The sequence below is a fragment of the Mesorhizobium huakuii genome (assembly GCF_030160235.1).
GTDB lineage: Bacteria > Pseudomonadota > Alphaproteobacteria > Rhizobiales > Rhizobiaceae > Mesorhizobium > Mesorhizobium huakuii.
In genome coordinates, this window is the sequence record NZ_BSNY01000051.1 from 1 (window position 1) to 26371 (window position 26371).

General features: G+C 63.9%; 23 protein-coding genes and 1 pseudogene. 4 read left to right on the forward strand and 20 right to left on the reverse strand.

All coding sequences use genetic code 11. The features are described 5' to 3' along the window. Positions 1–326: 326 nt before the first annotated feature. From QQK95_RS25650 to QQK95_RS25700, 11 genes and pseudogenes are all read right to left on the reverse strand, one after another. Positions 327–587, reverse strand: a complete 261-nt coding sequence (locus QQK95_RS25650) for a DUF2312 domain-containing protein (protein WP_010912082.1) — start codon at positions 585–587, stop codon at positions 327–329. Positions 588–747: 160 nt separating this feature from the next. Beyond that, the gene (gene pyc, locus QQK95_RS25655) at positions 748–4206 is read right to left on the reverse strand and encodes a pyruvate carboxylase (protein ID WP_284277192.1); all 3459 of its coding nucleotides are present in this window, start codon (positions 4204–4206) and stop codon (positions 748–750) included. A gap of 295 nt (positions 4207–4501) precedes the next feature. Beyond that, a complete protein-coding gene (locus tag QQK95_RS25660; protein WP_284277193.1) occupies positions 4502–5617 on the reverse strand; it encodes a branched-chain amino acid ABC transporter substrate-binding protein in 1116 nt (371 codons plus the stop codon). A 137-nt stretch (positions 5618–5754) separates the two neighbouring features. Next, positions 5755–6102, reverse strand: a complete 348-nt coding sequence (locus tag QQK95_RS25665; protein WP_013892487.1) for a DUF6867 family protein — start codon at positions 6100–6102, stop codon at positions 5755–5757. A 110-nt stretch (positions 6103–6212) separates the two neighbouring features. After that, positions 6213–6941, reverse strand: coding sequence for an ABC transporter ATP-binding protein (locus QQK95_RS25670; protein ID WP_010912086.1), 729 nt, complete (start codon positions 6939–6941; stop codon positions 6213–6215). A gap of 17 nt (positions 6942–6958) precedes the next feature. Continuing rightward, positions 6959–8044 (reverse strand): annotated as a pseudogene (locus tag QQK95_RS25675) (ABC transporter ATP-binding protein); the annotation flags it as partial. Further along, on the reverse strand, positions 8044–9639 hold the full coding sequence (gene livM / locus QQK95_RS25680) for a high-affinity branched-chain amino acid ABC transporter permease LivM (protein WP_284277197.1): 1596 nt from the start codon (positions 9637–9639) through the stop codon (positions 8044–8046). The pseudogene QQK95_RS25675 and the gene livM, both read right to left, overlap by 1 nt. Positions 9640–9643: 4 nt before the next feature. Continuing rightward, positions 9644–10546 (reverse strand): branched-chain amino acid ABC transporter permease, encoded by a 903-nt coding sequence (locus tag QQK95_RS25685; protein ID WP_284277198.1) that lies wholly within the window; start codon positions 10544–10546, stop codon positions 9644–9646. A 336-nt stretch (positions 10547–10882) separates the two neighbouring features. Continuing rightward, positions 10883–11884, reverse strand: a complete 1002-nt coding sequence (locus QQK95_RS25690; RefSeq protein WP_284277199.1) for a 4-hydroxyproline epimerase — start codon at positions 11882–11884, stop codon at positions 10883–10885. Between the two features lie 17 nt (positions 11885–11901). Next, entirely contained in the window at positions 11902–13215 is a 1314-nt protein-coding gene (locus QQK95_RS25695) for an NAD(P)/FAD-dependent oxidoreductase (RefSeq protein WP_284277200.1), read from the reverse strand. 14 nt (positions 13216–13229) lie between these two features. Then, positions 13230–14165 carry a dihydrodipicolinate synthase family protein gene (locus tag QQK95_RS25700; RefSeq protein ID WP_284277201.1) on the reverse strand — a complete coding sequence of 312 codons (936 nt, stop codon included), beginning with the start codon at positions 14163–14165 and terminating at the stop codon, positions 13230–13232. Between the two features lie 69 nt (positions 14166–14234). Here QQK95_RS25700 and QQK95_RS25705 point away from each other — a divergent pair, with 69 nt between their 5' ends. After that, a complete protein-coding gene (locus QQK95_RS25705) occupies positions 14235–14927 on the forward strand; it encodes a GntR family transcriptional regulator (RefSeq protein WP_284277202.1) in 693 nt (230 codons plus the stop codon). 8 nt (positions 14928–14935) lie between these two features. On the opposite strand, the gene QQK95_RS25710 is transcribed toward QQK95_RS25705, so the two are convergent. The 3 genes from QQK95_RS25710 to QQK95_RS25720 all read right to left on the reverse strand — a co-directional run bounded on the left by QQK95_RS25710 (position 14936) and on the right by QQK95_RS25720 (position 17541). Beyond that, positions 14936–15250, reverse strand: a complete 315-nt coding sequence (locus QQK95_RS25710; RefSeq protein ID WP_284277203.1) for a hypothetical protein — start codon at positions 15248–15250, stop codon at positions 14936–14938. 243 nt (positions 15251–15493) lie between these two features. Next, positions 15494–15799 (reverse strand): hypothetical protein, encoded by a 306-nt coding sequence (locus tag QQK95_RS25715; protein ID WP_284277204.1) that lies wholly within the window; start codon positions 15797–15799, stop codon positions 15494–15496. 245 nt (positions 15800–16044) lie between these two features. Next, entirely contained in the window at positions 16045–17541 is a 1497-nt protein-coding gene (locus tag QQK95_RS25720; protein WP_284277205.1) for a CoA-acylating methylmalonate-semialdehyde dehydrogenase, read from the reverse strand. Positions 17542–17701: 160 nt separating this feature from the next. Between QQK95_RS25720 and QQK95_RS25725 the strand changes: the two genes are divergently transcribed. Next, the gene (locus tag QQK95_RS25725; protein WP_284277206.1) at positions 17702–18583 is read left to right on the forward strand and encodes a LysR family transcriptional regulator; all 882 of its coding nucleotides are present in this window, start codon (positions 17702–17704) and stop codon (positions 18581–18583) included. Positions 18584–18613: 30 nt separating this feature from the next. Here the strand turns inward: QQK95_RS25725 and QQK95_RS25730 are convergent, their stop codons facing one another. After that, positions 18614–19189 carry a hypothetical protein gene (locus QQK95_RS25730; RefSeq protein WP_284277207.1) on the reverse strand — a complete coding sequence of 192 codons (576 nt, stop codon included), beginning with the start codon at positions 19187–19189 and terminating at the stop codon, positions 18614–18616. Positions 19190–19375: 186 nt separating this feature from the next. Here QQK95_RS25730 and QQK95_RS25735 point away from each other — a divergent pair, with 186 nt between their 5' ends. Continuing rightward, complete coding sequence (locus QQK95_RS25735) at positions 19376–19819, forward strand: hypothetical protein (protein ID WP_284277208.1); 444 nt, start codon at positions 19376–19378, stop codon at positions 19817–19819. After that, on the forward strand, positions 19816–21969 hold the full coding sequence (locus QQK95_RS25740) for a phospholipase D-like domain-containing protein (RefSeq protein WP_284277209.1): 2154 nt from the start codon (positions 19816–19818) through the stop codon (positions 21967–21969). The genes QQK95_RS25735 and QQK95_RS25740 overlap by 4 nt, the downstream gene beginning before the upstream one ends. Positions 21970–21980: 11 nt before the next feature. On the opposite strand, the gene QQK95_RS25745 is transcribed toward QQK95_RS25740, so the two are convergent. The 5 genes from QQK95_RS25745 to QQK95_RS25765 form a co-directional block, all read right to left on the reverse strand. After that, complete coding sequence (locus QQK95_RS25745; protein WP_284277210.1) at positions 21981–23237, reverse strand: D-amino acid dehydrogenase; 1257 nt, start codon at positions 23235–23237, stop codon at positions 21981–21983. Positions 23238–23361: 124 nt separating this feature from the next. Beyond that, positions 23362–23904, reverse strand: coding sequence for a nucleoside-diphosphate kinase (locus QQK95_RS25750; RefSeq protein ID WP_284277211.1), 543 nt, complete (start codon positions 23902–23904; stop codon positions 23362–23364). 14 nt (positions 23905–23918) lie between these two features. Next, positions 23919–24341, reverse strand: coding sequence for a nucleoside diphosphate kinase regulator (gene rnk / locus QQK95_RS25755; protein ID WP_284277212.1), 423 nt, complete (start codon positions 24339–24341; stop codon positions 23919–23921). A gap of 276 nt (positions 24342–24617) precedes the next feature. Continuing rightward, complete coding sequence (gene alr, locus QQK95_RS25760; protein ID WP_284277213.1) at positions 24618–25763, reverse strand: alanine racemase; 1146 nt, start codon at positions 25761–25763, stop codon at positions 24618–24620. 65 nt (positions 25764–25828) lie between these two features. After that, the gene (locus QQK95_RS25765; RefSeq protein WP_284277214.1) at positions 25829–26350 is read right to left on the reverse strand and encodes an RNA pyrophosphohydrolase; all 522 of its coding nucleotides are present in this window, start codon (positions 26348–26350) and stop codon (positions 25829–25831) included. Positions 26351–26371 lie beyond the last annotated feature (21 nt).

Consider the following 26371-nt stretch of genomic DNA (forward strand, 5'->3'; position numbering starts at 1 on the left):
GCGCGCGCCTAACATGCTGACTTAATGACATATTCTCACAGGCGGTGTTTAAGTCGGGTGAGACATGCGCGAAATCAAAAACCTAAAGCGCGTCGCGATCCTTCGGATTCGCTCCATGCGCTTTAAGCAGCGGTCCACATTTGGATGCGCTCCAGCCCTTGATACGCCGATCCGAAATCGACGGGCCTCGGCTTCACGCGGCGGCCAGGATCGATTTCGTCATCCTGAGCCGCCCGGCCTGCTCGTGTGGCACCACCGGCATCGCTGGCCGAGGCGCGGCGGCAGCCGAAGTCAAACCATTCATGGCCGGTTTCCGGCCACGCGCCTCACACCATGCCGAGCGCGGCCATGTACAGATCGAGGATGGCGTCCTCTTCCTGGCGCTCGGCCTGGTCCTTCTTGCGTAGCCGGATGATGGTGCGTATCGCCTTGGTGTCGAACCCCGTGCCCTTGGCCTCGGCGAACACTTCCTTGATGTCGTCGGCGATCGTCTTCTTTTCTTCCTCGAGCCGCTCGATGCGTTCGATGAGGGCACGCAGCTGGCCGGCGGCAACAGTCTGGCTGGTCTCGGTGATATCGTCGGCCATGTTTTTCTCCAAAATTGGTTGGGCGCCGCGACTCGGCGAAAGACGGCGGCAAATTTGAGCCGGTTCGATGCCCGACCGGCAGCGGCGGGTCAAGCTGTTATCGAACAAGGCATGAGGGCTGCCGACAGAAGCCGACAACCTGCCCGCTCCTTGCCGGCTCTCAAGCGAAGGCGATCAGCAGATCCTTGGCATCGATCTGGTCGCCGGCCTTGACCAGCACCTCGGCGACGGTGCCGTCACGCTCGGCGTGCAGCGCCGTTTCCATCTTCATGGCTTCGATCGACAGCAGCACGTCGCCGGCCTTCACCGCCTGGCCGGTGGCGACCGAAAGGGCGGAAACCACGCCCGGCATCGGCGCGCCGACATGCGCCTCGTTGCCTGGCTCGGCCTTGCGGCGCGCCTTGGCGGCTGAGGCGCCATGCGCCCGGTCCGGCACCTTGACGCGCCGCGGCTGGCCGTTGAGCTCGAAGAACACGGTGACCATGCCCTTGTCGTCGACATCGCCAATAGCGAGGCACCGCACGACCAGCGTCTTGCCCTTCTCGATGTCGATGAAGATCTCGTCTTCCGACTTCATGCCGTAGAAATAGGTCGGCGTCGGCAGGACGCTGACCGGGCCGTAGGTCTCCTGCGCGCTGGCGAAGTCGGTGAACACCTTCGGATACATCAGCCACGAGGCGAATTCGTATTCCGAGAGCTTGCGCTCGAGCTTCTCCTCGATCTCCTTGCGGCTGGCCTTGAGATCGGCAGGCTTGAGCAGCGATCCGGGCCGCGCCGTGATCGGCTTGTCGCCTTTCAGCGCCTTCTTCTGCAAAGCCGCCGGCCAACCGCCGGGCGACTGGCCGAGATCGCCACGCAGCATCGAGACGACCGAGTCCGGGAAGGCGATATCCCTGGCAGGGTTCTCGACATCCGCGACGGTCAGGTCCTGGCTGACCATCATCAGCGCCATGTCGCCGACGACCTTGGACGACGGCGTCACCTTGACGATGTCGCCGAACATCAGATTGACGTCGTGATAGGTCTGCGCCACCTCGTGCCAGCGCGTCTCCAGCCCGAGCGAACGCGCCTGTTCCTTGAGGTTGGTGAACTGTCCGCCCGGCATTTCGTGCAGATAGACTTCCGAGGCCGGCCCCTTGAGGTCGCTTTCGAAGGCGGCGTACTGGTTGCGCACCGCTTCCCAGTAGAACGAGATCTTGCGGATCCATTGCGGGTCGAGGCCGGGGTCGCGCTCGGTGCCCTTCAGCGCCTCGACGATCGAGCCCAGGCAAGGCTGCGACGTGTTGCCGGAGAAGGCATCCATCGCCGCGTCGATGGCGTCGACGCCGCTCTCCACCGCCGCCAGCACGGTCGCCGCCGACAGGCCAGACGTGTCGTGGGTGTGGAAATGGATCGGCAGGTCGGTCGCCTCGCGCAGCGCCTTGAACAGCACGCGGGCGGCGGCCGGCTTCAACAGGCCCGCCATGTCCTTGACGGCGATGATGTGGGCGCCGGCGGCCTGCAATTCGCCGGCCAGGCCGACATAGTATTTCAGATCGTACTTGGCTCGCGCCGGATCGAGAATGTCGCCGGTGTAGCACATCGCCGCTTCGATCAGCTTGCCCTCGGCGCCGACCGCGTCCATGGCGACGCGCATGTTCTCGACCCAGTTCAGGCAGTCGAAGACGCGGAACAGGTCGATGCCGCCGGCAGCCGCCTGCTTGACGAAATGCTGCACGACATTGTCGGGATAGTTGGTGTAGCCGACGCCGTTGGCGCCGCGCAGCAACATCTGCAGCAACAGATTGGGAGCCGCCTCGCGCACCAGCGACAGCCGCTCCCACGGATCCTCGGTGAGGAAGCGCATGGCGACGTCAAAGGTCGCGCCGCCCCAGCATTCGAGCGACAGAAGCTGCGGCAAGGCGCGCGCATAGGTGCCGGCAATATTGGCAATGTCGTGCGTGCGCATACGGGTCGCCAGCAGCGACTGGTGGCCGTCGCGCATCGTCGTGTCAGTGACCAGCACTTCCTTCTGCTCGCGCATCCAGCCGGCGAACTTCTCCGGACCGAGCACGTCCAGCTTCTGCTTGCTGCCGCCGGGCACGTTGCCGTTGAGATAGGGCACGACCGGTGCGGCCGCATCGGCCTTCGGCATCGGCCGGCCGCGCGTCTCGGGGTGGCCGTTGACGCTGACATCGGCCAGGTAGTTGAGCAGCTTGGTGGCGCGGTCCTGCCGCTTGACCTGCTGGAACAGCTCCGGCGTCGTGTCGATGAACTTGGTCGTATAGGAATTGTCGGCGAAGCTCGGGTGGTTGATGATCGCTTCGAGGAAGGTGAGGTTGGTGGCGACGCCGCGGATGCGGAATTCGCGCAGAGCCCGGTTCATGCGGGCAATCGTCTCGGCCGGCGTCGGCGCCCACGCCGTCACCTTCTCCAGCAGCGGATCGTAGAAGCGGGTGATGACCGCGCCGGAATAGGCAGTGCCGCCATCCAGCCGGATGCCGAAGCCGGTGGCGCCGCGATAGGCGGTGATACGGCCATAATCCGGAATGAAATTGTGCTCGGGATCCTCGGTGGTGATGCGGCACTGCAAGGCATGGCCGTTCAGCCTGATGTCCTTCTGCTCCGGCACGCCCGATTGCGGTGTGCCGATGGCGAAGCCGTCGAGGATGTGGATCTGCGCCTTGACGATGTCGATGCCGGTCACCTGTTCGGTGACGGTATGCTCGACCTGGATGCGCGGGTTGACCTCGATGAAATAGAATTTTCCGGTATCGGCATCCTGCAGGAACTCGACCGTGCCGGCGCCGATATAGCTGGTCTCGCGCGCGATCTTCAGCGCGTGGCCGCAAAGCTCCTCGCGCTGCGACATTTCGAGATAGGGCGCGGGCGCCCGCTCGACGACCTTCTGGTTGCGGCGCTGGATCGAGCAATCGCGCTCGAACAGGTGCACGACATTGCCATGCGTGTCGCCAAGCACCTGCACCTCGACGTGGCGCGCGCGCTCGATCAGCTTTTCGAGGTAGACCTCGTCCTTGCCGAACGCGGCCTTCGCCTCACGCTTGCCTTCCGTGACCTCACGGGTGAGATCGGCCTCGGAACGGATGGCGCGCATGCCGCGCCCGCCGCCGCCCCAGGAGGCCTTCAGCATCACCGGATAGCCAATCTCCTTGGCCAGTTTCTTGACCGCCTCCATATCGTCCGGCAACGGATCGGTGGCGGGAATGACCGGCACGCCGACCTCGATGGCGAGGTTGCGCGCCGCGACCTTGTTGCCGAGGCGGCGCATCGTGTCCGGCTTCGGACCGATGAAGGTGATGCCGGCCTGCGCGCAGGCCTCGGCGAATTCGGGGCTTTCGGACAGCAGCCCGTAGCCGGGGTGGATGGCATCGGCGCCCGAAAGCCTGGCGACGCGGATCACCTCCTCGATCGACAGATAGCTCTCGATCGGTCCCATATCCTTGGCCAGATGCGGGCCGCGCCCGACCTGGTAGCTTTCATCGGCCTTGAACCGGTGCAGCGAATATTTGTCCTCCTCGGCCCAGATCGCCACGGTTTTGAGGCCCAACTCGTTGGCCGCGCGAAAAACGCGGATGGCGATTTCTGACCGGTTGGCGACGAGGATCTTCGTGATGGCCAAGGACTGGGCTCCAGCAGCGGAAGGGACGGGAAATCGGTGCAATGATTAGCGTGAAAATGCTGCAGTGCAAACAAAATCAACGCCGATTTAAACCGATTTAAATCAATTATCCGGCCAACACTCGCACGCCTTGACCCCAACGGACGGAACAATGGCGACAATTTCGATCCTGGATGCGATCTCTCCAGGCTGAGCGGAGCCGACAAAGAGCGTCATCGGCCGACTGAGACGCGCCAAAAGAAAATGCCCGGCGCGTTGCGCCGGGCATCTTGGATTTCAGGCCTGCTGGAGCAGCTTATTTCGGGAACCAGGAATACTTGCCGTCGTCCTTCTTCTTCCACTCGTACATGATGTAGCCCGGCAGCTTCGGGTCGCCCTTGGCGTCATAGGCGAGATCGCCCAGAACGGTCGGGAACGGGCCGCTTTCATGCATCGCCTTGGCAACGGCCTGCGGGTCGTTCGTCTTGGCGGCAGCAGCTGCCTCGGCGACCACCTGCACGGCGGCGTAGGCGTAGAGCGTGTAGGCTTCCGGCTCGAAGCCCTGCGCACGGAACTTCTCGACGAGTTCCTTGTTGGCCGGGATCAGGCGCGGATCGGGTCCGAACGTGTTGAGCGTGCCGGCGACGGCGTCGCCAGCGATCGCGGCGAGTTCGTCCGTCACGATGCCGTCACCCGACATCATCGGCGCCTTGAGGCCCTGGTCCGCCGACTGGCGGATGATCAGGCCGGCTTCGGTATGCAGGCCGCCCCAGTAGATCAGGGTGACGCCGGCTTCCTTCATCTTGGCGATAAGCGCCGAGAAGTCCTTGTCGCCGACATTGACGCCTTCATACATCACTTCCTTGACGCCGGCGGCGTTCATCGCCTTCTTGGTTTCATCGGCGAGGCCCTGGCCATAAGGGGTCTTGTCGTGCACGACGGCGACCTTGGCATCCTTGAAGTTCGCGGCGATGTAGGCGCCGGCGATGCTGCCCTGCTGATCGTCGCGTCCGCAGGTGCGGAACACGTTCCACAGGCCACGCTCGGTGAACTTCGGGTTGGTCGCGGCCGGCGTGATTTCGACGATGTTGTTTTCGGCGTAGACTTCCGAGGCCGGGATCGAGACGCCCGAGTTGAAGTGGCCGATCACGAACTTGACGCCGTCGCCGACGAACTTGTTGGCGACCGAAATGCCCTGCTTCGGATCGGAGACGTCGTCGCCGACTTCGAGCTTGATCTGCTCGCCATTGATGCCGCCCTTGGCGTTGATCGCGGCGACCGCCGCCTCAGCGCCCTTCTGCAGCTGTGCGCCGAAGGCCGCGTTCGGACCGGTGATCGGACCGGCAACGCCGAATACTACATCAGCCCACGCGTTGCCGCCGAACGCGACCAGCGCGGTCAGGGCGACGGCGGACAAAAGTGACTTTTTCATTTAAACGCTCCCATTAACGGAGTGGGCGTGGATGAAGCTTTCATGCGATGCCCACCCTTATCGCAGAAAGCATAGTTTGCCGATTTTCAGGCACTTGTCACGCCGATTCATCCCTGACGCGGCGTTAATGATGAACGTCAACCTTTCGGTTTCCAGCTCAAGATTGAAGCTCTTTCGTAGAGCCAATTATACTGTGTGACCATCTGGTTTGTTCGTGTGTATTGATAGCCGACGAAGCCCAATATCATCAGCACGATGGTGTCGACGATATAGTAGTGCAGCGAGAACATCGTGCCGTCGAACAGCGCGTGATGGATGAAGCGGATGCCGATGCCGAGACCCAGCAGATAGGCAAAAAGCTGGATGAAGGAGCGCCATGTCTGGGCGCTGGCCTTGCCGGTCATCCAGGCCGCCCAGCCGCCGAGCAGGCAGGTGACGAAGAAGAACTGCCAGATCGAGGGTTCCTCATAGAGAATGCCCTGCATGATGAAGTCTCCCTAGCATGATCCCGAAAAGCTGCGGACTCTTCGGACAAGGATCACGCGACAAACGAACAAGTTGGAGCGGAATACTGGATGCACGTTCCGCTCCAAACTCAGTGATGTCCGCCTTCGAGATAGGCGGCGCGCACTTCCGGATTGGCGAGCAGTTCCTTGCCGGTGCCGCTCATCGTCACATTGCCGTTGACCATGACGTAGCCGCGCGTGGCGAGCTTCAGCGCGCCGAACGCGTTCTGCTCGACCAGGAACACGGTCAGCCCTTGCGTGCGGTTCAGCTCGCGGATGGCGTCGAAGATCTGCTTGACGATCAGCGGCGCCAGGCCCAGCGACGGCTCGTCGAGCAGAAGAAGCTTCGGCCGCGCCATCAGCGCGCGTCCGATGGACAGCATCTGCTGCTCGCCGCCCGACAGCGTGCCGCCGCGCTGGGCGATGCGCTCCTTGAGCCGCGGGAACAGCGTGAACACCTTCTCGACGTCCTCGTCATAGTGCTTGAGGTTGTCGAGGCTGGCGCCCATCTGCAGGTTTTCCATCACCGTCATGCGCGGGAAGATCCGCCGGCCTTCGGGTGACTGGGCGATGCGCATGCGCGCGATCTCGTGCGTCGGCAACTGGGTGATGTCGGTGCCGGCGAAGGTGATGGTCCCCGTACGGGCGCGCGGAGCACCGAAAATGGTCATCATCAGCGTCGATTTGCCGGCGCCGTTGGCGCCGATCAGCGCCACGATCTCACCTTCCTTGACGGTGACGTCGACGCCGTTCAAAGCCCGGATGTTGCCGTAGTAGGTCTCCACGCCCTTGATATCGAGCAGCGTTGTCCCGGCCATTATTTACGCCCCCCACGCGGCTTGGCTGTCGAGGATTTTCCGGTCGGCTTGGCCGTGGCCCGCTCGGACGGCTTTCTTGGCGAATTGGCCCTTGCATCGACCTGCGCCGCCTTTGAGGCGCCCTTCGACACCGTGACGCGCTCGCCGTCGCTGTGTCCGACGGTGTCGGTCACAGGTCCGGCCAGGTATGATGACGACGTTCCCGGGCCATGCGCGGCATCCGGCCCAATGTCGAGCTGCTCGATGACGTCCTCATCGCCGACCTCGGTCAGCACGGTCTCGACCTCCTCGTCGTCGACGCCGAGATAGGCGGCGATGACGCGCGGATCGGTGCGCACCGACTGCGGATTGCCGTCGGAGATCTTGCGGCCATATTCCAGCACCACGACATGGTCGGAAATCTGCATGACCACCGACATGTCGTGCTCGATCAGCAGGATCGAGGTACCGGTGTTGTGCTTGATGTCCATCAAGAGATCGTTGAGCGCCGCCGATTCCTTCGGGTTGAGGCCGGCCGCGGGCTCGTCGAGACACAGAAGCTCCGGACCCGTGCACATGGCACGCGCGATCTCGAGGCGCCGCTGCGCGCCATAGGGCAGGTCGCCGGCCGGATCGTCGGCGCGATCGACGAGATCGGCCTTCTCCAGCCAATGCCTGGCCAGCTCCATCGACTCGGCTGATGCCTTGCGGTAACCGCTGAAGCCGAACAGGCCAAGCACCGTATAGCCCGATGCCTTCATCAGCTTGTTGTGCTGGGCAACCAGAAGGTTCTCCAGCAGCGTCATGCCCGAGAACAGCCGGATGTTCTGGAAGGTGCGCGCCACCTTGGCGCGCGCCGGGATCTCATGGTTGGGCAACCGCTCCAGCAGATAGGTCGAGCCGTCGGCCCGGTTGAGCGTGATCATGCCTTCGGACGGCTTGTAGAAGCCGGTGATGCAGTTGAACACTGTGGTCTTGCCGGCGCCGTTAGGCCCGATCAGCGCCGTGATCTCGCCGCGTCTGGCGGTGAAGGACAGGTCGCCGATGGCGACCAGGCCGCCGAACTTCATCGACAGATGGTCGACCTGCAGGATGGCGTCATTCATTTGCGTGGTCGCATTCATCAGCCGTGGCCCTCCTTGGTGAAGGAGCTTGAGACAGCCCTTCGCTCCTTGAGGAAGGCGGTCGGTTCACGACTGCCGACGAAGCCGCGCGGCTTCCACAGCATGACGATGACCATGGCCATGCCGAACAGAAGCATGCGGTACAGTTCAGGGGTGAAGTCCGGCCCGAAGATCTGCTTGAGGAAGTCGAGTTCACGCAGCGCCTCGGTGCCGCCGATCATAACCATCGCGGCAACCGCGATGCCGACCAGCGAGCCCATGCCGCCGAGAACGACGATGGCAAGGATGATGGCCGATTCCAGGAAAACGAAGGATTCCGGGCTGACGAAGCCTTGCCGTGCGGCGAAGAACGAGCCGGCGAAGCCGCCGAACATGGCGCCGGTGGCGAAGGCGGTCAGCTTGGTGGTGGTGGTGTTGATGCCGAGCGAGCGGCAGGCGATCTCGTCCTCACGCAAGGCTTCCCAGGCGCGGCCGACCGGCAGACGGCGCAGCCTGATGGTGACGAAGGCGGTAAGCAGGCACAGGCCCAGGATCAGATAGTAGAGGAAGATCTTGTAGTAGGCGCTCGAGGTCGCAATGTGCAGGACCTTGGCAATGTAGTTGGGGTCCGACACGTTGAAGGTCATCAGGCCGAAGAAGGAAACCTTGGGAATGCCGGAGATACCGGCCGACCCGTTGGTGACCTCGCGCCAGTTGATCAGCACCAGGCGGATGATCTCGCCGAAGGCGAGCGTCACGATCGCCAGGTAATCGCCGCGCAGGCGCAGCACGGGGAAGCCGAGCAGCACCCCCCACAGGGCGGCCATGCAGCCCGCGGCCGGCAGCAGGATCCAGAACGACAGGCCGTATTGCGTGGCAAGAAGCGCATAGGCATAGGCGCCAAGTGCGTAAAAGGCGACGTAGCCGAGGTCGAGCAGGCCGGCGAGGCCAACGACGATGTTCAGTCCCCAGGCCAGCATCACATAGATCAGGATCTGGATGCCGAAATTGTCGACCCATTTCAGCGAGCCCTGCAGACCTCCGGCAATCGACCAGGCGTTCAGCGACAGCACCGCGACCACGAGGATCGGGTACAGCACCAGTGCCGTGATGCCCAATTTGGTGAAGTTGGCATGGATGAAGGCGCGGAAGTAGTAGATCACGCAAGCCAGCAGATAGATGACCGCCAGGGCGCGCAGGAATTGCAGATAGCCGGCCGGTTCTGCTCCCACCCATCCGGCGAGGGAGCTGTTGAACAGGAACAGCAGCACCGCCGCGACGACAGCCACGATGAACGCCGGCAGCGTGAAGAACCTTGACCCGACGCTGGCCGGCAACAGACCGGTGGCGACGTTGGCGATCTTTTGGTTGGCCATGAAAGGCTGGCCATAGGCAACATAGAGGAAACGGCCGACGGCCGTGGCGATCACCACGGCGGCGAGCAAGCCCCAGCGCTGAGTGAGGACCAGTTCATTGGACATGTTCTGACCGGTCTTCAGCCCGATGAACAGCACGAACAGGCCAAGCGCGATGGCGCCGGCATAGAACGCTTCCTTAAGCGCGCGTTGGGTGGGGGTGGCGACGCTGTCGCTCTCACGAGATACGGTCACGGCCATGATCTCAGACCTTTTCGACTTCTGGCCGGCCCAATATGCCGGAAGGCAGGAAGATCAGCACGATCGCCAGGATCGAGAACGCCGCGACGTCCTTGTAGTCGATCGAGAAATAGGCCGACCACATGCTTTCGATGAAGCCGATCAGCAGCCCGCCAAGCACGGCGCCCGGCAACGAGCCGATGCCGCCAAGCACCGCCGCGGTGAATGCCTTCACACCCGGCACAAAACCGTCGGAGAAAGCCACCACGCCATAGTACATCAGGAACAGCGTGCCGGCGACGGCGGCAAGCGAGGCACCCATGATGAAGGTGATGGAGATGGTGCGGTCGACGTCGATGCCCAGAAGGGCGGCCATCTTGCGGTCCTGTTCGCAGGCGCGTTGCGCCCGGCCAAGCGAGGTCCTGTTGACCAGGTACCAGAACACCACCAGGAGCAGCGCGGTGACGATGACGATGATGATCTGCTTCAGCGACACGCTGACGCCGTTGATGTTGTAGACCTGGCTGACCATCGGCGGGATCGGCTTGTTGCGCGGACCCTGCGTCACCTGGACGAAGTTCGACAGCGCGATCGACATGCCGATGGCGGTGATCAGCGGCGCCAGCCGGAACGAACCGCGCAGCGGCCGGTAGGCCACCTTCTCGATCGTCCAGTTGTAGAGGCTGGTCAGCAGCATCGCCACGATCATCATGACCAGCAGCGCGATGACCACGGGCACCGAATAGAACAGCGCGCCGAGGATGAGGAAGACGATCAGCGCCGTGAAGGCGCCCACCATGAAAATGTCGCCATGGGCGAAGTTGATCATGCCGATGATGCCGTAGACCATCGTGTAGCCGATTGCGATCAGGCCATAGATCGATCCCAGCGTCAGCCCGTTGATAAGCTGCTGGACAAAGTACTGCATGTGTACATGGCTCCCCTGGAATGTCGCCCATGCAGACGCATTCCTTTTCGTATTTCCCCTAGTCGTAAAGTTTCGAGCCCGGATTGCAACGTGATTTTTTTGACCGCCCCGCGTGTTTCCGATTCACGTCGTTCCGACCGCCCGTTTTCTGCACCCGATCCCTGGACTATCGCGGACCCTATCATTGGCATAACGCAATGTCTTTGACGATTCGGCCGTATCTTGCACCCCGTTTCGAAGAAATCGCCGTCAAAATTAGGTGATAAGAAGAATCGTTGCGTTCCTGACAGGGTTCGTCTTTTCGCCACACTCCTTTCCGCAGGGTCAGGATTCTCCTCACTTGACCACGAAACCATGCGCAAACGGATCGCGGTCGTCGATGAAGATCGTGTTCAGTCCGGTCATCCGCGCCCAGCCGCCGATCGAGGGAATGATCGCCGGTTTGCCCGCCACCGCGACCTCCTTTTCGACCTTGCCCTTGAACAGCGAACCGATGATCGATTCATGCACGAAGGCGTCGCCGGCCTTGAGCTTGCCCTTGGCATGGAGCTGCGCCATGCGCGCCGACGTGCCGGTGCCGCACGGTGAGCGGTCGATCGCCTTGTCGCCGTAGAAGACGGCGTTGCGGGCGTCGGCCCCTTCCACCGTCGGCTTGCCGGTCCACAACATGTGCGACAATCGGTTGATGCCGGGGTTTTCCGGGTGCACGAAGGAATACTTCTCGTTGAGCCGCTGCCGCACCACCGGGCTCCAGGCGATCAGGTCGCCGGCGGAATGATCCGCCATGTCGCGGTAGTTCTCCTGCGGCTCGACGATGGCATAGAAATTGCCGCCATAGGCGACGTCGACGGTGATCTCGCCAAGCCCGGGACATTCGACCGTCAGCCCTTCGGCATGAAGGAACGATGGCACATTGGTAATGCGCACCTCCTCGACATATTCGCCGACCTGTTTGTACTCGGCGATGACCAGCCCGGCCGGCGTATCGAGCCTCAGCACGCCCGGCGTCTTCGGCTTGATCAGCCCATGCTCGATGGCCATCGTCACCGTGCCTATGGTGCCGTGGCCGCACATCGGCAGGCAGCCTGAGGTTTCGATGAACAGGATGGCGATATCGCAATCCTCGCGCGTCGGCGGATAGAGGATCGAACCCGACATCACGTCATGGCCGCGCGGCTCGAACATCAGGCCGGTGCGGATCCAGTCATACTCGGCAAGGAAATGCGCGCGCCGTTCCATCATCGTCGAGCCCTCGAGCAGCGGGCCGCCGCCGGCGACCAGCCGCACCGGATTGCCGCATGTGTGGCCGTCGATGCAGAAGAAGGATTTCTTGGCCATGGCGCTCCTCGAAAAATTCAAAACCGTTGTGGACTGAAGGGGGCGAGATCGACAGACGCAACCTGCCCCAGGATGATTTCTCGGATCAACCGTCCGGTCGCCGCGGCCTGGGTCAGGCCGAGATGGCCATGGCCGAAAGCATAGACCACAGGCCGGCTTCCCGACGCCTTGCCGATGACAGGCACCGAATCCGGCAGCGAAGGCCTGTACCCCATCCATTCGCGCCCGCCCGAGGGATCGAGCCCGGGCAGGAATTTCTGCGCCTTCTGCAGGAGCGCCTTCGATCTGGCAAAATTGGGCGGCCGCTCGATGCCGCCGAGTTCGACGGCGCCGCCGACGCGCAGGCCTGTCTCCAGCGGCGTGACGACGAAGCCATGACCGGAGAAGATCAGCTGCCGCTTTACGTCGAAGGCGCTTTTGGGCAGCGTCGTGTTGTAGCCGCGCTCGGTCTCCAACGGAATGCGGTCGCCAAGCTGCCGCGCCAGGAGATGCGACCAGGCGCCGGCGGCGATGATGAGGTGCCTTGCCTGCCTGGTCGTGCCGTCGGCCAGCATCAGCATCGCGCCACCCTGGTCCGCCGCGACCCGGTCGATCCCAGCCTTAACAAAGCGGGCACCCCTGGCCTCGGCATAAGCCCACACCGCCTTGCCGAGCAATTTCGGATCGGCGACCGTCTTCCAGCCCGGCACGAAGGTGCCCTTGATGAAGCGCGGGGACAGGCCCGGCTGCAAATCCGCTAGGCCTTCGCCCTCGACATGGCGAAAGCCGATGCCGAAACGCTCGCGCGCGGCCCAGCCGGACAGCGAGGCGCGAAACTCGGCCTCGCTCTCGTAGAGTTCGAGCGAGCCATCCTCGCGCAGCATCGGCCGCGTGCCGGATCGATCGAGCAGGCCCATCCATTCCGCTTCGGCGAGCTTCATCATGCCGGCCTGGGCGGCGAGGCTGGCCTCGTATTTCGCCGGCGCACCGGCGCGCCAGAAGCGGATCAGCCAGGGCAGCAGCTTCGGCAGATAGGCCGGCGGAATGCTGAGCGGGCCGAGCGGATCAGCCAGCCATTTCGGCAGGTTCTTGATCATGCCCTTGTGCGCCAGCGGCAGCACGTCCGAGAAGGCGAAGGCCGCCGCATTGCCGGAACTCGTCTCCTCGCAGATGCCGGTGCGGTCGAAGATTGTGACGCTGCGCCCGGCCTCGACAAGCAGGGCAGCGGCACAGATGCCGATGATGCCGCCACCGATGATGGCGATGTCTTCCCCTTCTCCCCGTTCCCGGGGAAAAGGTGCCCCAGCGGCGGAGCGCTGCTCCTGTTCCGGGGATTTGGAATTTCCTGGCACGTCGGTGCTGTCCCTTATTCGGCCGCCACCAGTCTGTCCGCCGATAGAGGCGACGTCTGGAGCGATGGCAGCTTCGGCCGTGCCGCCAGTGCATCCCGAATGATCTTCTCCACCGCCTTGCGGCGCTCGCCCGACAGCGGCTGGCGCGGCATGCGCACGCGGTCATTGGTATCGATTGCCAGCACTTCGGCAAGCTTGATGTTCTGTACCAGATAGGTCGAGACGTCGAGGTCGAGCAGCGGCCGGAACCAGCGGTAGATGGCGAGCGCCTCCTCGCGGCGGCCCTGCTTCATCAGCTGGTAGATGGCGACGGTCTCTCGCGGGAAGGCGGTGACCAGGCCGGCGACCCAGCCGATGGCGCCGACCGACAGCGCCTCGAAGGCGAGATTGTCGACACCGGTGAACAGGTCGTAGCGGTCGCCAAGCCGGTTGATGATCTCGGTCGAACGCCTGATGTCGTCGGAGGATTCCTTGATGGCGACGAAGCGCTTGTCCGACGCCAGCTCCTCCATCTGGTCGACGGTGACGTCGACGCGATAGGCGAGCCGGTTGGAGTAGATCATCACCGGCAGGTCGCCGGCCTCGGCGACGGCGCGCAGCGCCGCGACGGTCTCTTCCGCGTTGGTGTGGTAGATCGGGCTCGGCACCACCATCAGGCCATCGGCGCCTTCCCCGGCGGCGCGCCTGGCGATAGCGGCGGCCTCACGGGTGCCCGCTTCGTTGACCGTCAGCAGCACCGGCTTCTTGCCGGCGACTTTCTGCGCGGTCTTCAGCACCTCGATCTTCTCGTCAGGCGACAGCATCGGCCCTTCGCCGAGTGAGCCGCAGACGATGATGCCATCGCAACCGGCCTCCATCTGCAGGCCAAAGCAGCGCTCCATTTCGGCATGGTCGAGCCGGTCGTCAGCGGTGAATTTGGTCGTGACGGCGGGAAAAACTCCGGTCCACATAGTTGTGTCTCCATCTGATATATCAGCCGTATATCTGTTAAGAAACCCGCTGTCAATGCGGAATCCGTTATGATATATTCAAAATATATCAGGAGATCGCCTTTGATATCCATGGAAGCAACCATGACGTCCGAGCCGGCGGCGGCAAGGGCCTACCGCGTGCTCGAGCATATGATCGTCACGTTGGAACTGGCGCCGTCGAGCTTTGTCACCGAAGGGGCGCTTATCGAGAAGCTGGACCTCGGCCGCACGCCGGTGCGCGAGGCGATCCAGCGGCTGGCCTGGGAAGGCCTGCTGGATGTCAGGCCACGCGCCGGCATCGCGATCGCGCCGCTGCATCCCGGCGACTGGCTGCGCGTGCTCGACGCCCGGCGTGGTGTCGAGGTGGTGCTGGCCCGTTCGGCCGCCCGCTTCGTCACCCGCGAGGCCGCCGACCTGTTTCACGAGGCGGCGCTCGCCATGCAGAAGGCGGTCATCTCGGGCAATGTGCTTGCCTTCATCCAGGCCGACAAGGCGCTCGACGAGGCGCTGGCGATGGCCGCCGACAACCCCTTCGCCGCACGTCTGGCCGCGCCGCTGCAGACCCACAGCCGCCGCTTCTGGTTCCGTTACAAGGCCGACACGGGCCTAGCCGAGTCAGCCGAGCATCACGTCGCGCTGATCCGCTCGATCCTTGACGGCGACGAGGAGGGAGCCGCCAAGGATGCCAAGCGGCTGATGGCGCTGCTGCGCGGCCATGCCGAGGTCGCCGCGACCCGCTGATCGGGCGGTCAGATTCCTTGCGCGGTGGCGATGGCGGTATTTTCCCATCCCTCACCGGTCGCGAAAATGCAGCTTCGGCCCTGCACGTCGGTCACCAGCATGGACCAGGTCCCGCTTGCCGAAACATAGACTTCGACGATGGCGGCCTGGCCGACCACACCGTAGCCGATCTGCTTTTGTTGAAAGGCCTGCGCCAGTCCCGCGACAAGGTCGCTGTGGCCGCCGCAGACAAATTGCGCCTGCGCAGATAGCGTCGACAGCGCCAGCGCGGCGCCGCGGCTATCCTGATCCATGGAAACGAAAATTTGTGTGCCATCCGGCACCTCCTTCGCCTTCGCGTTCCGGCAAGGGAGGCACATGGGGCAGCCTCAGTGCACCGGGACGCTCCAGGCCGGGTTCGACGTCTTCATCACGTCACTCCTTCTGGTTTCCGGTCTGTCGTCAGGAAATTTATCATTCCCTGGAATCGATATGGTGAGGCCCCGATCCGAAAACAAGCAGCCGCAAAAGGGCCTCCCGTCACGGCGCAAGCAGCAACGCGACCTGCCGAGGAACGCACCGGCCGCTCAAGCACCCGGCAGGGCCGCTTTCATCATTGTACTGTCCCAGCCTTCACCGACGGAAAGGATGCAGCTCCGGCCCGCGGTATCGGAGGCAAGAACGGTCCAGCTGCCTTGTTCGGAAACAAAGACTTCGAGAACCACGCCGGAATTGATCAAGCCACGCCCGGCCTCGCTCTCATGGAACTTCTCGCCGAGTGCCTTGATCAGATCGGCCCGCGGTGCGCATTGTCCAGCCGCATTCGCCTGCGCCGCACCGGCTGATATCGCAAGCGACGCCAAGATCATCGTCGCCACAAGACGTCGTGTCATCTGACACCTCCTTGCGCCAGACGCGAAAACCCGGCTGCTACCGGCGCTGTTGATTGGCCTGCAAGCGCTGCAGGATACAGCGTAAGACATATGGCAGCCGCTTGGTTCCATCACATTAGCGATTTGGCGGACAACGGCGCGGCCGCAAAAAAGGCCCGGACAATGCAGCCCGGGCCTTCGATGTCGGATATGTTGCCGCGCGCCGCCGCCGAGGGCGGAGGCGTAAGCAAGAAAACCGTCAAACGTCAGTTCATCGTCGGGATGACGAACTCGGCGCCATCCTTGATGCCGGACGGCCAGCGCGAGGTCACCGTCTTGGTCTTGGTGTAGAAGCGGAAGGCGTCCGGGCCGTGCTGGTTGAGGTCGCCGAAGGACGACGCCTTCCAGCCGCCGAAGGTGTAATAGGCGATCGGAACCGGGATCGGCACGTTGACGCCGACCATGCCTACCTGGACACGGCTTGCGAAATCACGCGCGGCGTCGCCGTCGCGGGTGAAGATGGCGACGCCATTGCCCATTTCATGGTCGTTGGCGAGCTTGATCGCGCTCTCATAGGTCGGAGCACGCACCACCGAGAGCACCGGTCCGAAGATCTCTTCCTTGTAGATGCGCATGTCCGCCGTGACGTTGTCGAACAGGCAGCCGCCCATATAGTAGCCGTTCTCATAGCCCTGCATCTTGAAGCCGCGGCCATCGACGACCAGTTTGGCGCCTTCCTTGACGCCGGTATCGACGTAACCCTTCACGCGCTCCAGCGCCTGCGCCGTCACCAGCGGGCCGAAATCGGCCGCCGAATCCGTCGACGGACCGACCTTCAGGCTCTCGACGCGCGGGATCAGCTTTTCCATCAGCCGGTTGGCGGTGTCGTTGCCAACCGGGACGGCCACCGAGATCGCCATGCAGCGCTCGCCGGCCGAGCCGTAGCCGGCGCCGATCAGCGCGTCGACGGTCTGGTCCATGTCGGCGTCGGGCATGATGATCATGTGGTTCTTGGCGCCGCCGAAGCACTGGACGCGCTTGCCCGCCGCGGTACCGCGCGAATAGATGTAATGGGCGATCGGCGTCGAGCCGACAAAGCCGACGGCCTTGATGTCGGGATCGTCGAGGATGGCGTCGACGACTTCCTTGTCGCCGTTGACGACGTTGAGGATGCCAGCCGGCAGGCCGGCCTCGAGGAACAGTTCGGCGATGCGGATCGGCACGCCCGGATCGCGCTCCGACGGCTTCAGGATGAAGGCATTACCGCAAGCGATCGCCGGGGCGATCTTCCACAGCGGGATCATCGCCGGGAAGTTGAACGGCGTGATGCCGGCGACGACGCCGAGCGGCTGGCGCATCGAATAGACGTCGATGCCGGGGCCGGCGCCATCGGTGAATTCGCCCTTCATCATGTGCGGCGCGCCGATGCAGACTTCGACCACTTCGAGGCCGCGCTGGATATCGCCCTTGGCGTCGGCGATGGTCTTGCCGTGCTCGCGCGCCAGTATGTCGGCCAGTTCGTCATAGTCGCGGGCGACCAGTTCGAGGAATTTCATCAAGACGCGCACACGGCGTTGCGGGTTGGTGGCGGCCCATTTCGGCTGCGCCGCCTTGGCGTTCTCGACCGCCGCGCGAAGTTCCGACTGCGAGGCCAGCGCCACGGTGCCGCGCACGGAGCCGTCCATCGGCTGCATGACGTCCTGCTTGCGGCCGCTGGTGCCGGCGACACGCTTGCCGCCGATGAAATGACCGTATTCGATCATGATGTCTCTCCCTTGTTTGTGATGGCGCATTGTCCGCCTTTGCCGTGGCGAAGGCAACGCGAGGGAGAACGCAACCGTTGTGCGAAAATTAGATATCGATTGACGAGCGAGCATCAATTCTCGCAAATGACTAACAACAAGATATCTCCTGGGGATGCCCATGAACTGGGATGACGTCCGCATCTTCCTCGCCGTGGCGCGCGCCGGCCAGATCCTTGGCGCCGCCAGGCGGCTGGAGCTCAACCACGCCACCGTCTCGCGCCGCATCGCCGCGCTGGAGGACGCGCTGCGCACGAAGCTCTTCCGCCGGCTGACCACCGGCAGCGAACTGACGCCGGCCGGCGAGCGCTTCCTCGACATTGCCGAGCGCATGGAGGGCGACATGATCGCCGCGCGCTCGACCATTTCGGGCGAAGGCGACGATATCTCCGGCACAGTGCGCATTGGCGCGCCGGACGGTTTTGGCGTCGCCTTCCTGGCCAGGCGCCTCGGCGAACTGACCGCGCTGCATCGCGAGCTGACGATCCAGCTCGTGCCGGTGCCGCGCTCCTTCTCGCTGTCGCGGCGCGAGGCCGACATCGCCATCACCGTCGAGCGGCCGACGGAAGGCCGTCTGGTGGCGGGCAAGCTGGTCGACTATTCGCTGGGCCTGTTTGCGTCCCGCGCCTACGCCGATGCCAATGGCCTGCCCAAGACAGCGGCCGAACTCGGCCGGCACACGCTCATCGGCTATGTGCCCGATCTTATCGTCAGCCCTTCGCTCGATTACGCGGCCGAATTCAGCGCCGACTGGCGCACCAGCTTCGCCATCTCCTCGGCGCTCGGCCAGGCCGAAGCGGTGCGCTCGGGCGCCGGCATCGGCATCCTGCACACTTTCGTCGCGCGTTCGATGCCTGAACTGGTGGCCGTCGATGTGGTGGCGCCCATCCGCCGCGCCTACTGGCTGGTCTATCATGAATCGGTGCGACCCCTGCGCCGCGTCCAGCTTGTCGCCGGCTTCATCACCAAGGCAGTGGAGCGGGAGCGGGGCCTCTTTACCTGATTTCGCAAACCGGTAGACGCAATGCGCTGTTCAAGGCGAGTCGAGAACGAACGAATTCACCACACGTTCGGCCTTGTTCGCCAGCGGCGCCCACATCTGCTCCACCTGCTCCGCGCTCTCGCCCATCACGCTGCAATTGACATAGCCATAGCGCGCTCCCCGCAACGAAAACGCAAATCTGGAATGGCCGTGCAGGCGGACATCATTATCGATAACCGTAAAATCCAGATCGGCAAGTCGCACAGGATAGCCATCGGGAAACCTCGCAAGCTTGTCATTGCTGAAATCGGCTGTGCTGAACGATTTGCCCATCATCTTCTTCCATGTTTCCATGGACCAGCCCTCGATGAACTTGCGTGGATCAGGGGGAGACCCCGGTGCGGATGCATCGTAGAGCGAGGCCGACACCATGCAAGTAAGAGCCTGATCGGAGGATTGAACGCTCAGCCGCATCGCTTCGCCGGAAGGCGGCTCAGTGATCCATTCTTGTGGAAAGGTCAGTGCAAACCCATTCTCCCGGTCGTGGACGGTCTTATCGGCAGCAATGGCCGCTGTTGCGCAAAACAGAAATCCAACGACGACCGTGACCAGGAAGCAGATACGCATTACCGCTCGCGAATGTCAGGCGCAGTTAGCGCCATGGGCTTGTGCCGCCACGATATATCACGATCGGGCGATAGACGACGCCTTTTCCTTGCCACAAAACCGGCCAGTGTGGCATCAGGCATGCGGTCGCCGGCCACGAAGCAGGGCCGCCGGTGGGGAATAGTTCAGAAAGCTGGCGCGGAAAAAATGCGAGCCGTTCTTGCTATCCTGCCGCTGGTTTTCGTTTCGGCCTGCGCCAACCCGTGGACAAAAGTGCCGGAAGCCGAATTGCCCAAGCCGATCCGCTACGCCATGGCGCGCCCCTCGCCCTTCGTCTTCGGCAATTATTGCGGCCCCGGCACCCGCACCGGCGATCTGTCGGCCCGGCCGGTCGACCGCCTCGACGCGGTGTGCCAGACCCACGACGCCTGCTACATCGCCCGCCACAATCATTGCGACTGCGACGGCGCACTTGTCGCCTCCGCCAGGGCAATCCGTGACGACAAGACGGCGCCACGCAAGATTCGCGGCGAGGCGCAATTGCTGATCGCTACCTTCGCCATTCCCGTCTGCAAGGTGTTTCCCCAGGGCTTCATGCCGCCGCGCGACCCGGCACAGTTGAGCGCCATGAAGGCCGGAGCCACCGGGTGAATCGCCACGCATTTATCATCCTTGCCCTCATCGGGTTGACCGCCCTTGCCGGTTGTGTCGGCTTTGGCCGCAATGCCTGCGATCTCCTGCCGGGACAGGCGGCCTGCGCGCGGCCGTCGCTGTCGGCCAGCACGCCCGGGCCGCAGGTCGCGGCGTCGCAGTTTTTTGGCGATGCCGGCGCCAGCGACTACGAAAGGCGCTTCCTGGCGCTGCTTGCCCACAATCAGCTCGGCGCCATGGATCGCGCCAACGGCACCGGCCCGTTCGGGCGCAACCGCCGCGATGTGCAGAACGGCGACTTCCAGGCGACCTATTCGACGCTGCAGCAACTCGCCGGCCCACTCGCCAAGGCGCATCTGCCGCCGGCCAATGGCGGCATCGGCGAGGGCCATTTCGACGGACGCTGGCGGGTGTCGCGGCAGACGCTCTACATCGACGCGGCGGCGCGGCCCTCGGCCCCCAAGATCTTCGACTTCTCCGGCCTGCAGGCGCGCAGCATCGAGATCGTCGTGCGCCAGGCCGGCGAGCAGCCAGCCGAGATCGAGGCCACCTGCGACAGCGCATTGGCGATCCGCACCGCCGGCGTCTCGCGCACCATTGCGGCCGGCACGGCATTTCGCTTCCGCCTGGCGGGCGAGGACGACACCGTCAGCCTGTTTCCAAGCGACAGCCTGAACCGCTGCACGGCAAGGATCCGCTCCAGCCTTGTCCCGGCCGGGGCTCCGCTCACCATCCGCCGCGAAGAGACCGCAGATCCGGCTCTCGCCAGCTTCGACAGCCGCTATGAGCGCTGCCCGATCCCCGACAGCGCCGGCCTCGACGCGCTCGAGCGCGCCTTCTATGCCAGCCGCTGGCTGTCGCAGACCTGCGCCCTGCCGATCGGCGAGCCCAGGCTGCTGCGCAAGTCGCGCGACGGCTTCAACGCCAAGGTCGAGGCGCTGATGGGCGCGCCGCTATCCGATGCCGCAATAGACAAAGGCGATCCGGAACTGCCGCTGGATTTCTCCAGGGCACCAAGGCTGAAGCTGATCTATCTGTCCTCGCTCGAATTCAAGGCCGACTTTTCCGGCCGCGTCATCGAGCGGCTGATCCGCCATCATGCCGCCCTTGGCACCAAGGTGCGCATTCTGATCACCGACGTGCTGGAGCGCGAAAAGGACGACGCCATGCTGCACCGGCTGGCGGCGGAGTTCCCCAATGTCGAATTGCAGGAATACCGCTGGCGCGCCGACCATGGCGCGCCGATCGACGAGCAGATTTCACAGATGCACAAAACCCATCATATCAAGATGCTGGCGACGCTGGCTGTGGGCCCAGCGCGCTCGCGCGTCATCATCGGCGGCCGCAATATCCATGACGGCTTCCTGTTCCATAGTCCGATCGACCTGTCGCGCTATCCGGACCTGCAGCAATACGGCAAGACCGACGGCTTTTCGCTGAACTACTATTCGAACTGGAGCGACTTCGACATCGAGTTCGCCGACCAAGCGACGGTCGAGACGCTCGCCGCGCATCTGTCGACGATATGGTTGCGCGACGCCGACACCAATCTGGCACGCCCCTTCTCCATCCCGGTTCGTGGAGATGGCCGCCCCCGGGGCAATGCCCGGCATTTCATCTCGGTGCCCTATGAGGACGACCATGCGCTGGAGGACTATTTCGTCGAACTGGTCGACGCCGCCCGGCAGCATATCCAGATCGTCAACCCCTACCTGAATCTGACGCCGAGCCTCGCCCAGGCCTTTGACCGGGCGCTCGCCCGCGGCGTCAAGATCGACATTGTCGGCCGCATCGACCTCAAGGGCGACATTGGCGGCAAGTTCCTCACCGCGCTCAACAAGCTGTTCGTCGAGAAATATGGCGATAGCATCAACATCCGCGAGTTCAAGGCGCCCGACGTGGTGCTGCATTCCAAGATCATGATGATCGACGAAAGGCTGGTCGCCATTTCGTCGGTCAACCTCAACAACCGCAGCTTCTTCCACGATTCGGAGAACGGCATGATGGTGCTCGATCCCGCCTTCTACGCCAGGATGAAACCGATCTATGACGACTATCTCGCGCATTCGAACCCGGTTTCCAGCAATGTGACGATCCCATGGGCCTATCGGCTGCTGTTCGACGGAGCCTGGGTCCGGCAGGCGTTCTGATCTTCCCGCACCTATTTCAGGTAGCGCTCCTGCGCCAGCGCTCGGGCATCGATGTCGGGCACCTTGTTCGACATGATGTCGGCCAGCACCTTGGCCGAGCCGCAGGCCATGGTCCAGCCGAGCGTGCCATGGCCGGTGTTGAGGAAGAGATTGGAAAGCTCGGTGCGGCCTATCAGCGGCGGCCCATCCGGCGTCATCGGCCGCAGGCCGCACCAGAAGGTCGCCTCGCGCATGGCGCCGGCGCCCGGAAAGAGATCGCCAACCGAATGTTCGAGCGTGCGCCGCCGCGATTCATGCAGCCTGAGGTCGAAGCCTGAAATCTCGGCCGTGCCGCCGACGCGGATGCGGTCACCCAGCCGTGTGATCGCCACCTTGTAGGTTTCGTCCATCACGGTCGACACCGGCGCCAGGGTGGCATCCTTGATCGGCACGGTGATCGAATAGCCCTTGACCGGATAGACCGGGATAGACCGTTTCATCCGGCGCATGAAGCCGGCCGAGTAGCTGCCCAGCGCCATCACATAGGCTTCGGAGGCCTTGAACCCCTTGCTGGTGCTGAGATTGGAGATGCGGTTGCGGCTGCGGAGGACACGCCAGATCGTCGTGTCGTATTCGAACTTGACGCCACGCGCCACGCAGAGCTCGGCCAGTTTCTCGGTGAACATCTTGCAGTCGCCGGTCTCGTCATGCGGCAGCCTCAGCCCGCCGACGAATTTCTCGCGCACGCCGGCCAGTGCCGGCTCCGCCGCGATGCAGCCATCCTGATCGAGGATCTCGTAGGGCACGCCATATTTCTTCAGCACCTCGACATCGCCGCCGGTGCCGTCGAGCTGCTTTTGCGTGCGAAACAGCTGCAGCGTGCCCTGGGTGCGCTCGTCATAAGTGATGCCGGTCGCCTCGCGCAGCGCCTTCAGCGTGTCGCGGCTGTATTCGGCCAGCGGCACCATGCGCGACTTGTTGATGGCATAGCGCTCCGCGGTGCAGTTACGCAGCATCTTGACCAGCCAGGTCCACATATGCGGATCGAAGGCCGGCCGCACCACCAATGGCCCATGCTTCATCAACAGCCATTTGATCGCCTTGAGCGGAATGCCGGGCCCGGCCCAGGGCGAGGCATAGCCGGGCGAAATCTCGCCGGCATTGGCGAAACTGGTTTCCAGCGCCGGGCCTTTCTGGCGGTCCAGCACCGTCACCTCGTGGCCGGCCTCGGCAAGATAATAGGCCGTGGTCACCCCGATGACGCCGCCGCCCAGCACCATGATCTGCATCGTTCACTCCTTGTCGCGCCGCGCGTCCTCAGGACGCCCGTGGACGCGACCGCATTTCTCGATTTGCGCATGATCCCCAATGAAAATCGATGCCGATTTTCGAGAACCATGCGCTGTTGCCCATTCACGCCGCCGAGGGACCGGGGTCGTCGTCTTCTGTCTGCCGCATTCCGGCCGTCTCGCCAAGAGGCCGCCAATCGTCTGGCGCGCTGTAGACGAGAGTGAGCCCATGCGGTCGCCGCCCGTCGGCCCGGTCTTTCTGCCTGACCGCGCGCCGGGCAGCCTCCGGCTGGTAGAGCACGGCCTTGATCAGGATCGACTCTCGCCGGCCGTCGGCGTACTCGATCGAAGCGGTCTGGCCCTGCGCCATGCCAAGCATGCACAGCCCTCGCCTGGTTGCCACCGACAGGCTGGAGCCGACCGGTCCGCGCACTTCGTTCTGCACCAGGGTGCGCGTCTCGGCGTGGCCGGCATCGATGCTGAACACCACCCTGCTGTTCAGCGTGACGATATCGGGGCCGACCGCACCGATCGGCACGACAGCGGCGCTTGAAAGCTTGTGTTCAAGCATGTGCACGATCGGATCCGCGAATGCCCGCCGGCGCTCCAGCATGACTTCGAGGACGGCGTGGTCCTTCGTCGTCAGACAAAAATTCGTGCTCTTCATCGCCGCCTCCACGATCAGCGCCGCTGCGGGCCGGAGGCCAGCGTGTCGACGGCCTCGACGGTCACCGACAGTTCACGGCCGCCACGGCTACTCCAACACACCGCCTGCCCGGCCGACGCCCCGATGAGCGCCGTGCCCATCGGCGTCAGCACCGAGATCCTGTTTTCGGCAATGTCGGCTTCGCGGGGATAGACAAGCATGATGCGCTGGGTCTCCCCACCTTCTCCGCGGACTGTTACGATCGAACCCATACGCACCACGTCGGCCGGCATCGCCGCCGCGTCCGTGACCACGGCGCGGTCCATCTCGAAGAGCAGTTCCTCGGCCGTCTCGGGGGCACGGTCGAGCAAGGCTCTCGCCAGCCCGGTCAACCTGTCATGGTCGGTGTCGCTGATCAGAATCCGGCTCGATGGCCGCGGTCCTGTTGCATGTTGCATGGCAAACCTCATGGATCGGCGCATCGAATGGATGCGCGCCTGCCGCCGCGCTGACGGCGGTACGTGATGAAAAGCCGGTAGCCGAGAGGGCTGTACAGCTTGATGGCGGTTCTGGATGTATGGATGCCCCGATACGGACGGACGCCAATAGGCGGCCGCGTCGGGGCTACGATCCCGCGATCGGGCAGACCCTGAACAAGGTTCTGGTGTAAGCGAGGTTGCTCATGCCCCGAACCTTGCCGACCGGCGCCTGCTTGTCAAGCGCGGCCAAACCGCTCAGCTGCCGACATAGTGGCGGTGAAACCGCGGGCCGAGGCTGGCCAGGATTTCATAGCCGATGGTGCCGGCATGGCCGGCGGCATCGTCGACGCTCTGCGAGGGACCGAGCAGCTCGACCAGATCGCCCTCGCGCAGCCTGCCGGGCGGCACGGCGGACATGTCGAGAATGATCGAATCCATCGACACACGCCCGAGGAAAGGCAGGCGCACGCCTTCGAACCAGGCCGCCGAAGCGGAGCGGCGCAGCCAGCCATCGGCATAGCCGAACGAAATCGTCGCCAGGCTCAGCGGGCCGTCCGCGTGATAGCTGTGGCCATAACCGATGCCGGCGCCCTTTTCGACGCGGCGCGTCTGCGCCACCTTGGCCTGCAGCCGCACCACGGGCAGCATCGGATTGGGCTCGCCCGGCGTCGGGTTGATGCCGTACAGCGCCGCTCCCGGTCGAGCGAGATCGTGATGGTAGAGCGGCCCGAGAAAGATGCCGGAGGAGTTGGCGAGCGAGGCAGACGCCCGGGGCAGCATCGCGCGCAGCCGCTCAAAGGCCAGCCTCTGCTGTTCGTTGGCCGGATGGCGCGGCTCGTCGGCGCAGGCCAGATGGCTCATAATATATCTGACGTCGATGCCGTCGAACGCACGGCTCTCCCCGCCCAGCGCCTCGACTTCGGCCGGCGCCATGCCGAGCCGCGACATGCCGCTGTCGACCTGGATGGCGGCGGGCAACCGGCGACCGGCGCCATGCGCCGCCGCGCGCCAGGCTTTCAACTGCGCACCGCTGTTGATGACGGCGCAAAGCCCAGCCGCCACCGCTTCCGGCTCGGAGCCCGGCGGCAGCCCGTTCAGCACGTAGATGTCCGGTCCGGTCCCGATAGCCTTGCGCAGCGCGATGCCTTCGGCCAGCAGCGCGACGAAGAAGATGTCGCAGCCTTCCCGGGTCAGTGCCGCCGCCACCTGGGCCGCGCCAAGGCCATAGCCATTGGCCTTGACCACACCGGCGCAGGCCACGCCGCCCAGCCGCGCCTTCAGCCGTCGGTAGTTCTCACGGATCGCGCCGAGATCGATCGTCAGGATCGCGCCGGCCGCCGCCTCGCTGACCGGCCAACCGGTGACGGTTTTTGCAGCAGTCGGGTTGACGGCGTCGTTCATGGCGACCCTCATTGCATCGGCCATCCATACGACCCCCGCACCGGCGCGGCAACCTCGACGCGCGACTACCGCGCCAGGTGACTGAACGCCGCCACCACCTCTTCATAGACCTTGCGCTTGAACGGCACGATCAGGTCGGGCAGATCCTGCATCGGCCGCCACGACCATTTGTCGAATTCGGCGGTGTGGCCGCCCGGCGGCGGATTGATCTGGATTTCGCTGCTCTCGCCGTGAAAGCGGAAGGCGAACCATCTCTGCGTCTGGCCGCGATACCGGCCCTTGAAGGCAATGCCGACGAGGTGGTCCGGCAGGTCGTAGTTGATCCAGTCCGGCGCCTCGGCGAGCAGCGAGACGCTGCGCATGCCGGTCTCCTCATAAAGCTCGCGCTCGGCCGCCTGCAGCGGCTCCTCACCCTTGTCGATGCCGCCTTGCGGCATTTGCCAGAGCTGCGTCGTGCCGGCGAATTCGCTGTCGGGTTCGGCAATGCGATGCCCGACCCAGACCAGGCCCTCGCCATTGAGGATCATCAAACCGACACAGGGACGGTAGGGCAGCGTTTCGCGGTCGACTATTTTCGTCTTCGGCATCAGTCAGTCTCTCCAGCCATC

What these genes read in the sequence shown, in the direction of transcription:
- QQK95_RS25650 (WP_010912082.1), bottom strand. Translation starts at nt 587, where the DNA reads ATGGCCGACGATATCACCGAGACCAGCCAGACTGTTGCCGCCGGCCAG.
- QQK95_RS25660 (WP_284277193.1), bottom strand. Translation starts at nt 5,617, where the DNA reads ATGAAAAAGTCACTTTTGTCCGCCGTCGCCCTGACCGCGCTGGTCGCG.
- QQK95_RS25665 (WP_013892487.1), bottom strand. Translation starts at nt 6,102, where the DNA reads ATGCAGGGCATTCTCTATGAGGAACCCTCGATCTGGCAGTTCTTCTTC.
- QQK95_RS25670 (WP_010912086.1), bottom strand. Translation starts at nt 6,941, where the DNA reads ATGGCCGGGACAACGCTGCTCGATATCAAGGGCGTGGAGACCTACTAC.
- livM (WP_284277197.1), bottom strand. Translation starts at nt 9,639, where the DNA reads ATGGCCGTGACCGTATCTCGTGAGAGCGACAGCGTCGCCACCCCCACC.
- QQK95_RS25685 (WP_284277198.1), bottom strand. Translation starts at nt 10,546, where the DNA reads ATGCAGTACTTTGTCCAGCAGCTTATCAACGGGCTGACGCTGGGATCG.
- QQK95_RS25690 (WP_284277199.1), bottom strand. Translation starts at nt 11,884, where the DNA reads ATGGCCAAGAAATCCTTCTTCTGCATCGACGGCCACACATGCGGCAAT.
- QQK95_RS25700 (WP_284277201.1), bottom strand. Translation starts at nt 14,165, where the DNA reads ATGTGGACCGGAGTTTTTCCCGCCGTCACGACCAAATTCACCGCTGAC.
- QQK95_RS25705 (WP_284277202.1), top strand. Translation starts at nt 14,235, where the DNA reads ATGATATATTCAAAATATATCAGGAGATCGCCTTTGATATCCATGGAA.
- QQK95_RS25715 (WP_284277204.1), bottom strand. Translation starts at nt 15,799, where the DNA reads ATGACACGACGTCTTGTGGCGACGATGATCTTGGCGTCGCTTGCGATA.
- QQK95_RS25720 (WP_284277205.1), bottom strand. Translation starts at nt 17,541, where the DNA reads ATGATCGAATACGGTCATTTCATCGGCGGCAAGCGTGTCGCCGGCACC.
- QQK95_RS25725 (WP_284277206.1), top strand. Translation starts at nt 17,702, where the DNA reads ATGAACTGGGATGACGTCCGCATCTTCCTCGCCGTGGCGCGCGCCGGC.
- QQK95_RS25730 (WP_284277207.1), bottom strand. Translation starts at nt 19,189, where the DNA reads ATGCGTATCTGCTTCCTGGTCACGGTCGTCGTTGGATTTCTGTTTTGC.
- QQK95_RS25735 (WP_284277208.1), top strand. Translation starts at nt 19,376, where the DNA reads ATGCGAGCCGTTCTTGCTATCCTGCCGCTGGTTTTCGTTTCGGCCTGC.
- QQK95_RS25745 (WP_284277210.1), bottom strand. Translation starts at nt 23,237, where the DNA reads ATGCAGATCATGGTGCTGGGCGGCGGCGTCATCGGGGTGACCACGGCC.
- QQK95_RS25750 (WP_284277211.1), bottom strand. Translation starts at nt 23,904, where the DNA reads ATGAAGAGCACGAATTTTTGTCTGACGACGAAGGACCACGCCGTCCTC.
- rnk (WP_284277212.1), bottom strand. Translation starts at nt 24,341, where the DNA reads ATGCAACATGCAACAGGACCGCGGCCATCGAGCCGGATTCTGATCAGC.
- alr (WP_284277213.1), bottom strand. Translation starts at nt 25,763, where the DNA reads ATGAACGACGCCGTCAACCCGACTGCTGCAAAAACCGTCACCGGTTGG.
- QQK95_RS25765 (WP_284277214.1), bottom strand. Translation starts at nt 26,350, where the DNA reads ATGCCGAAGACGAAAATAGTCGACCGCGAAACGCTGCCCTACCGTCCC.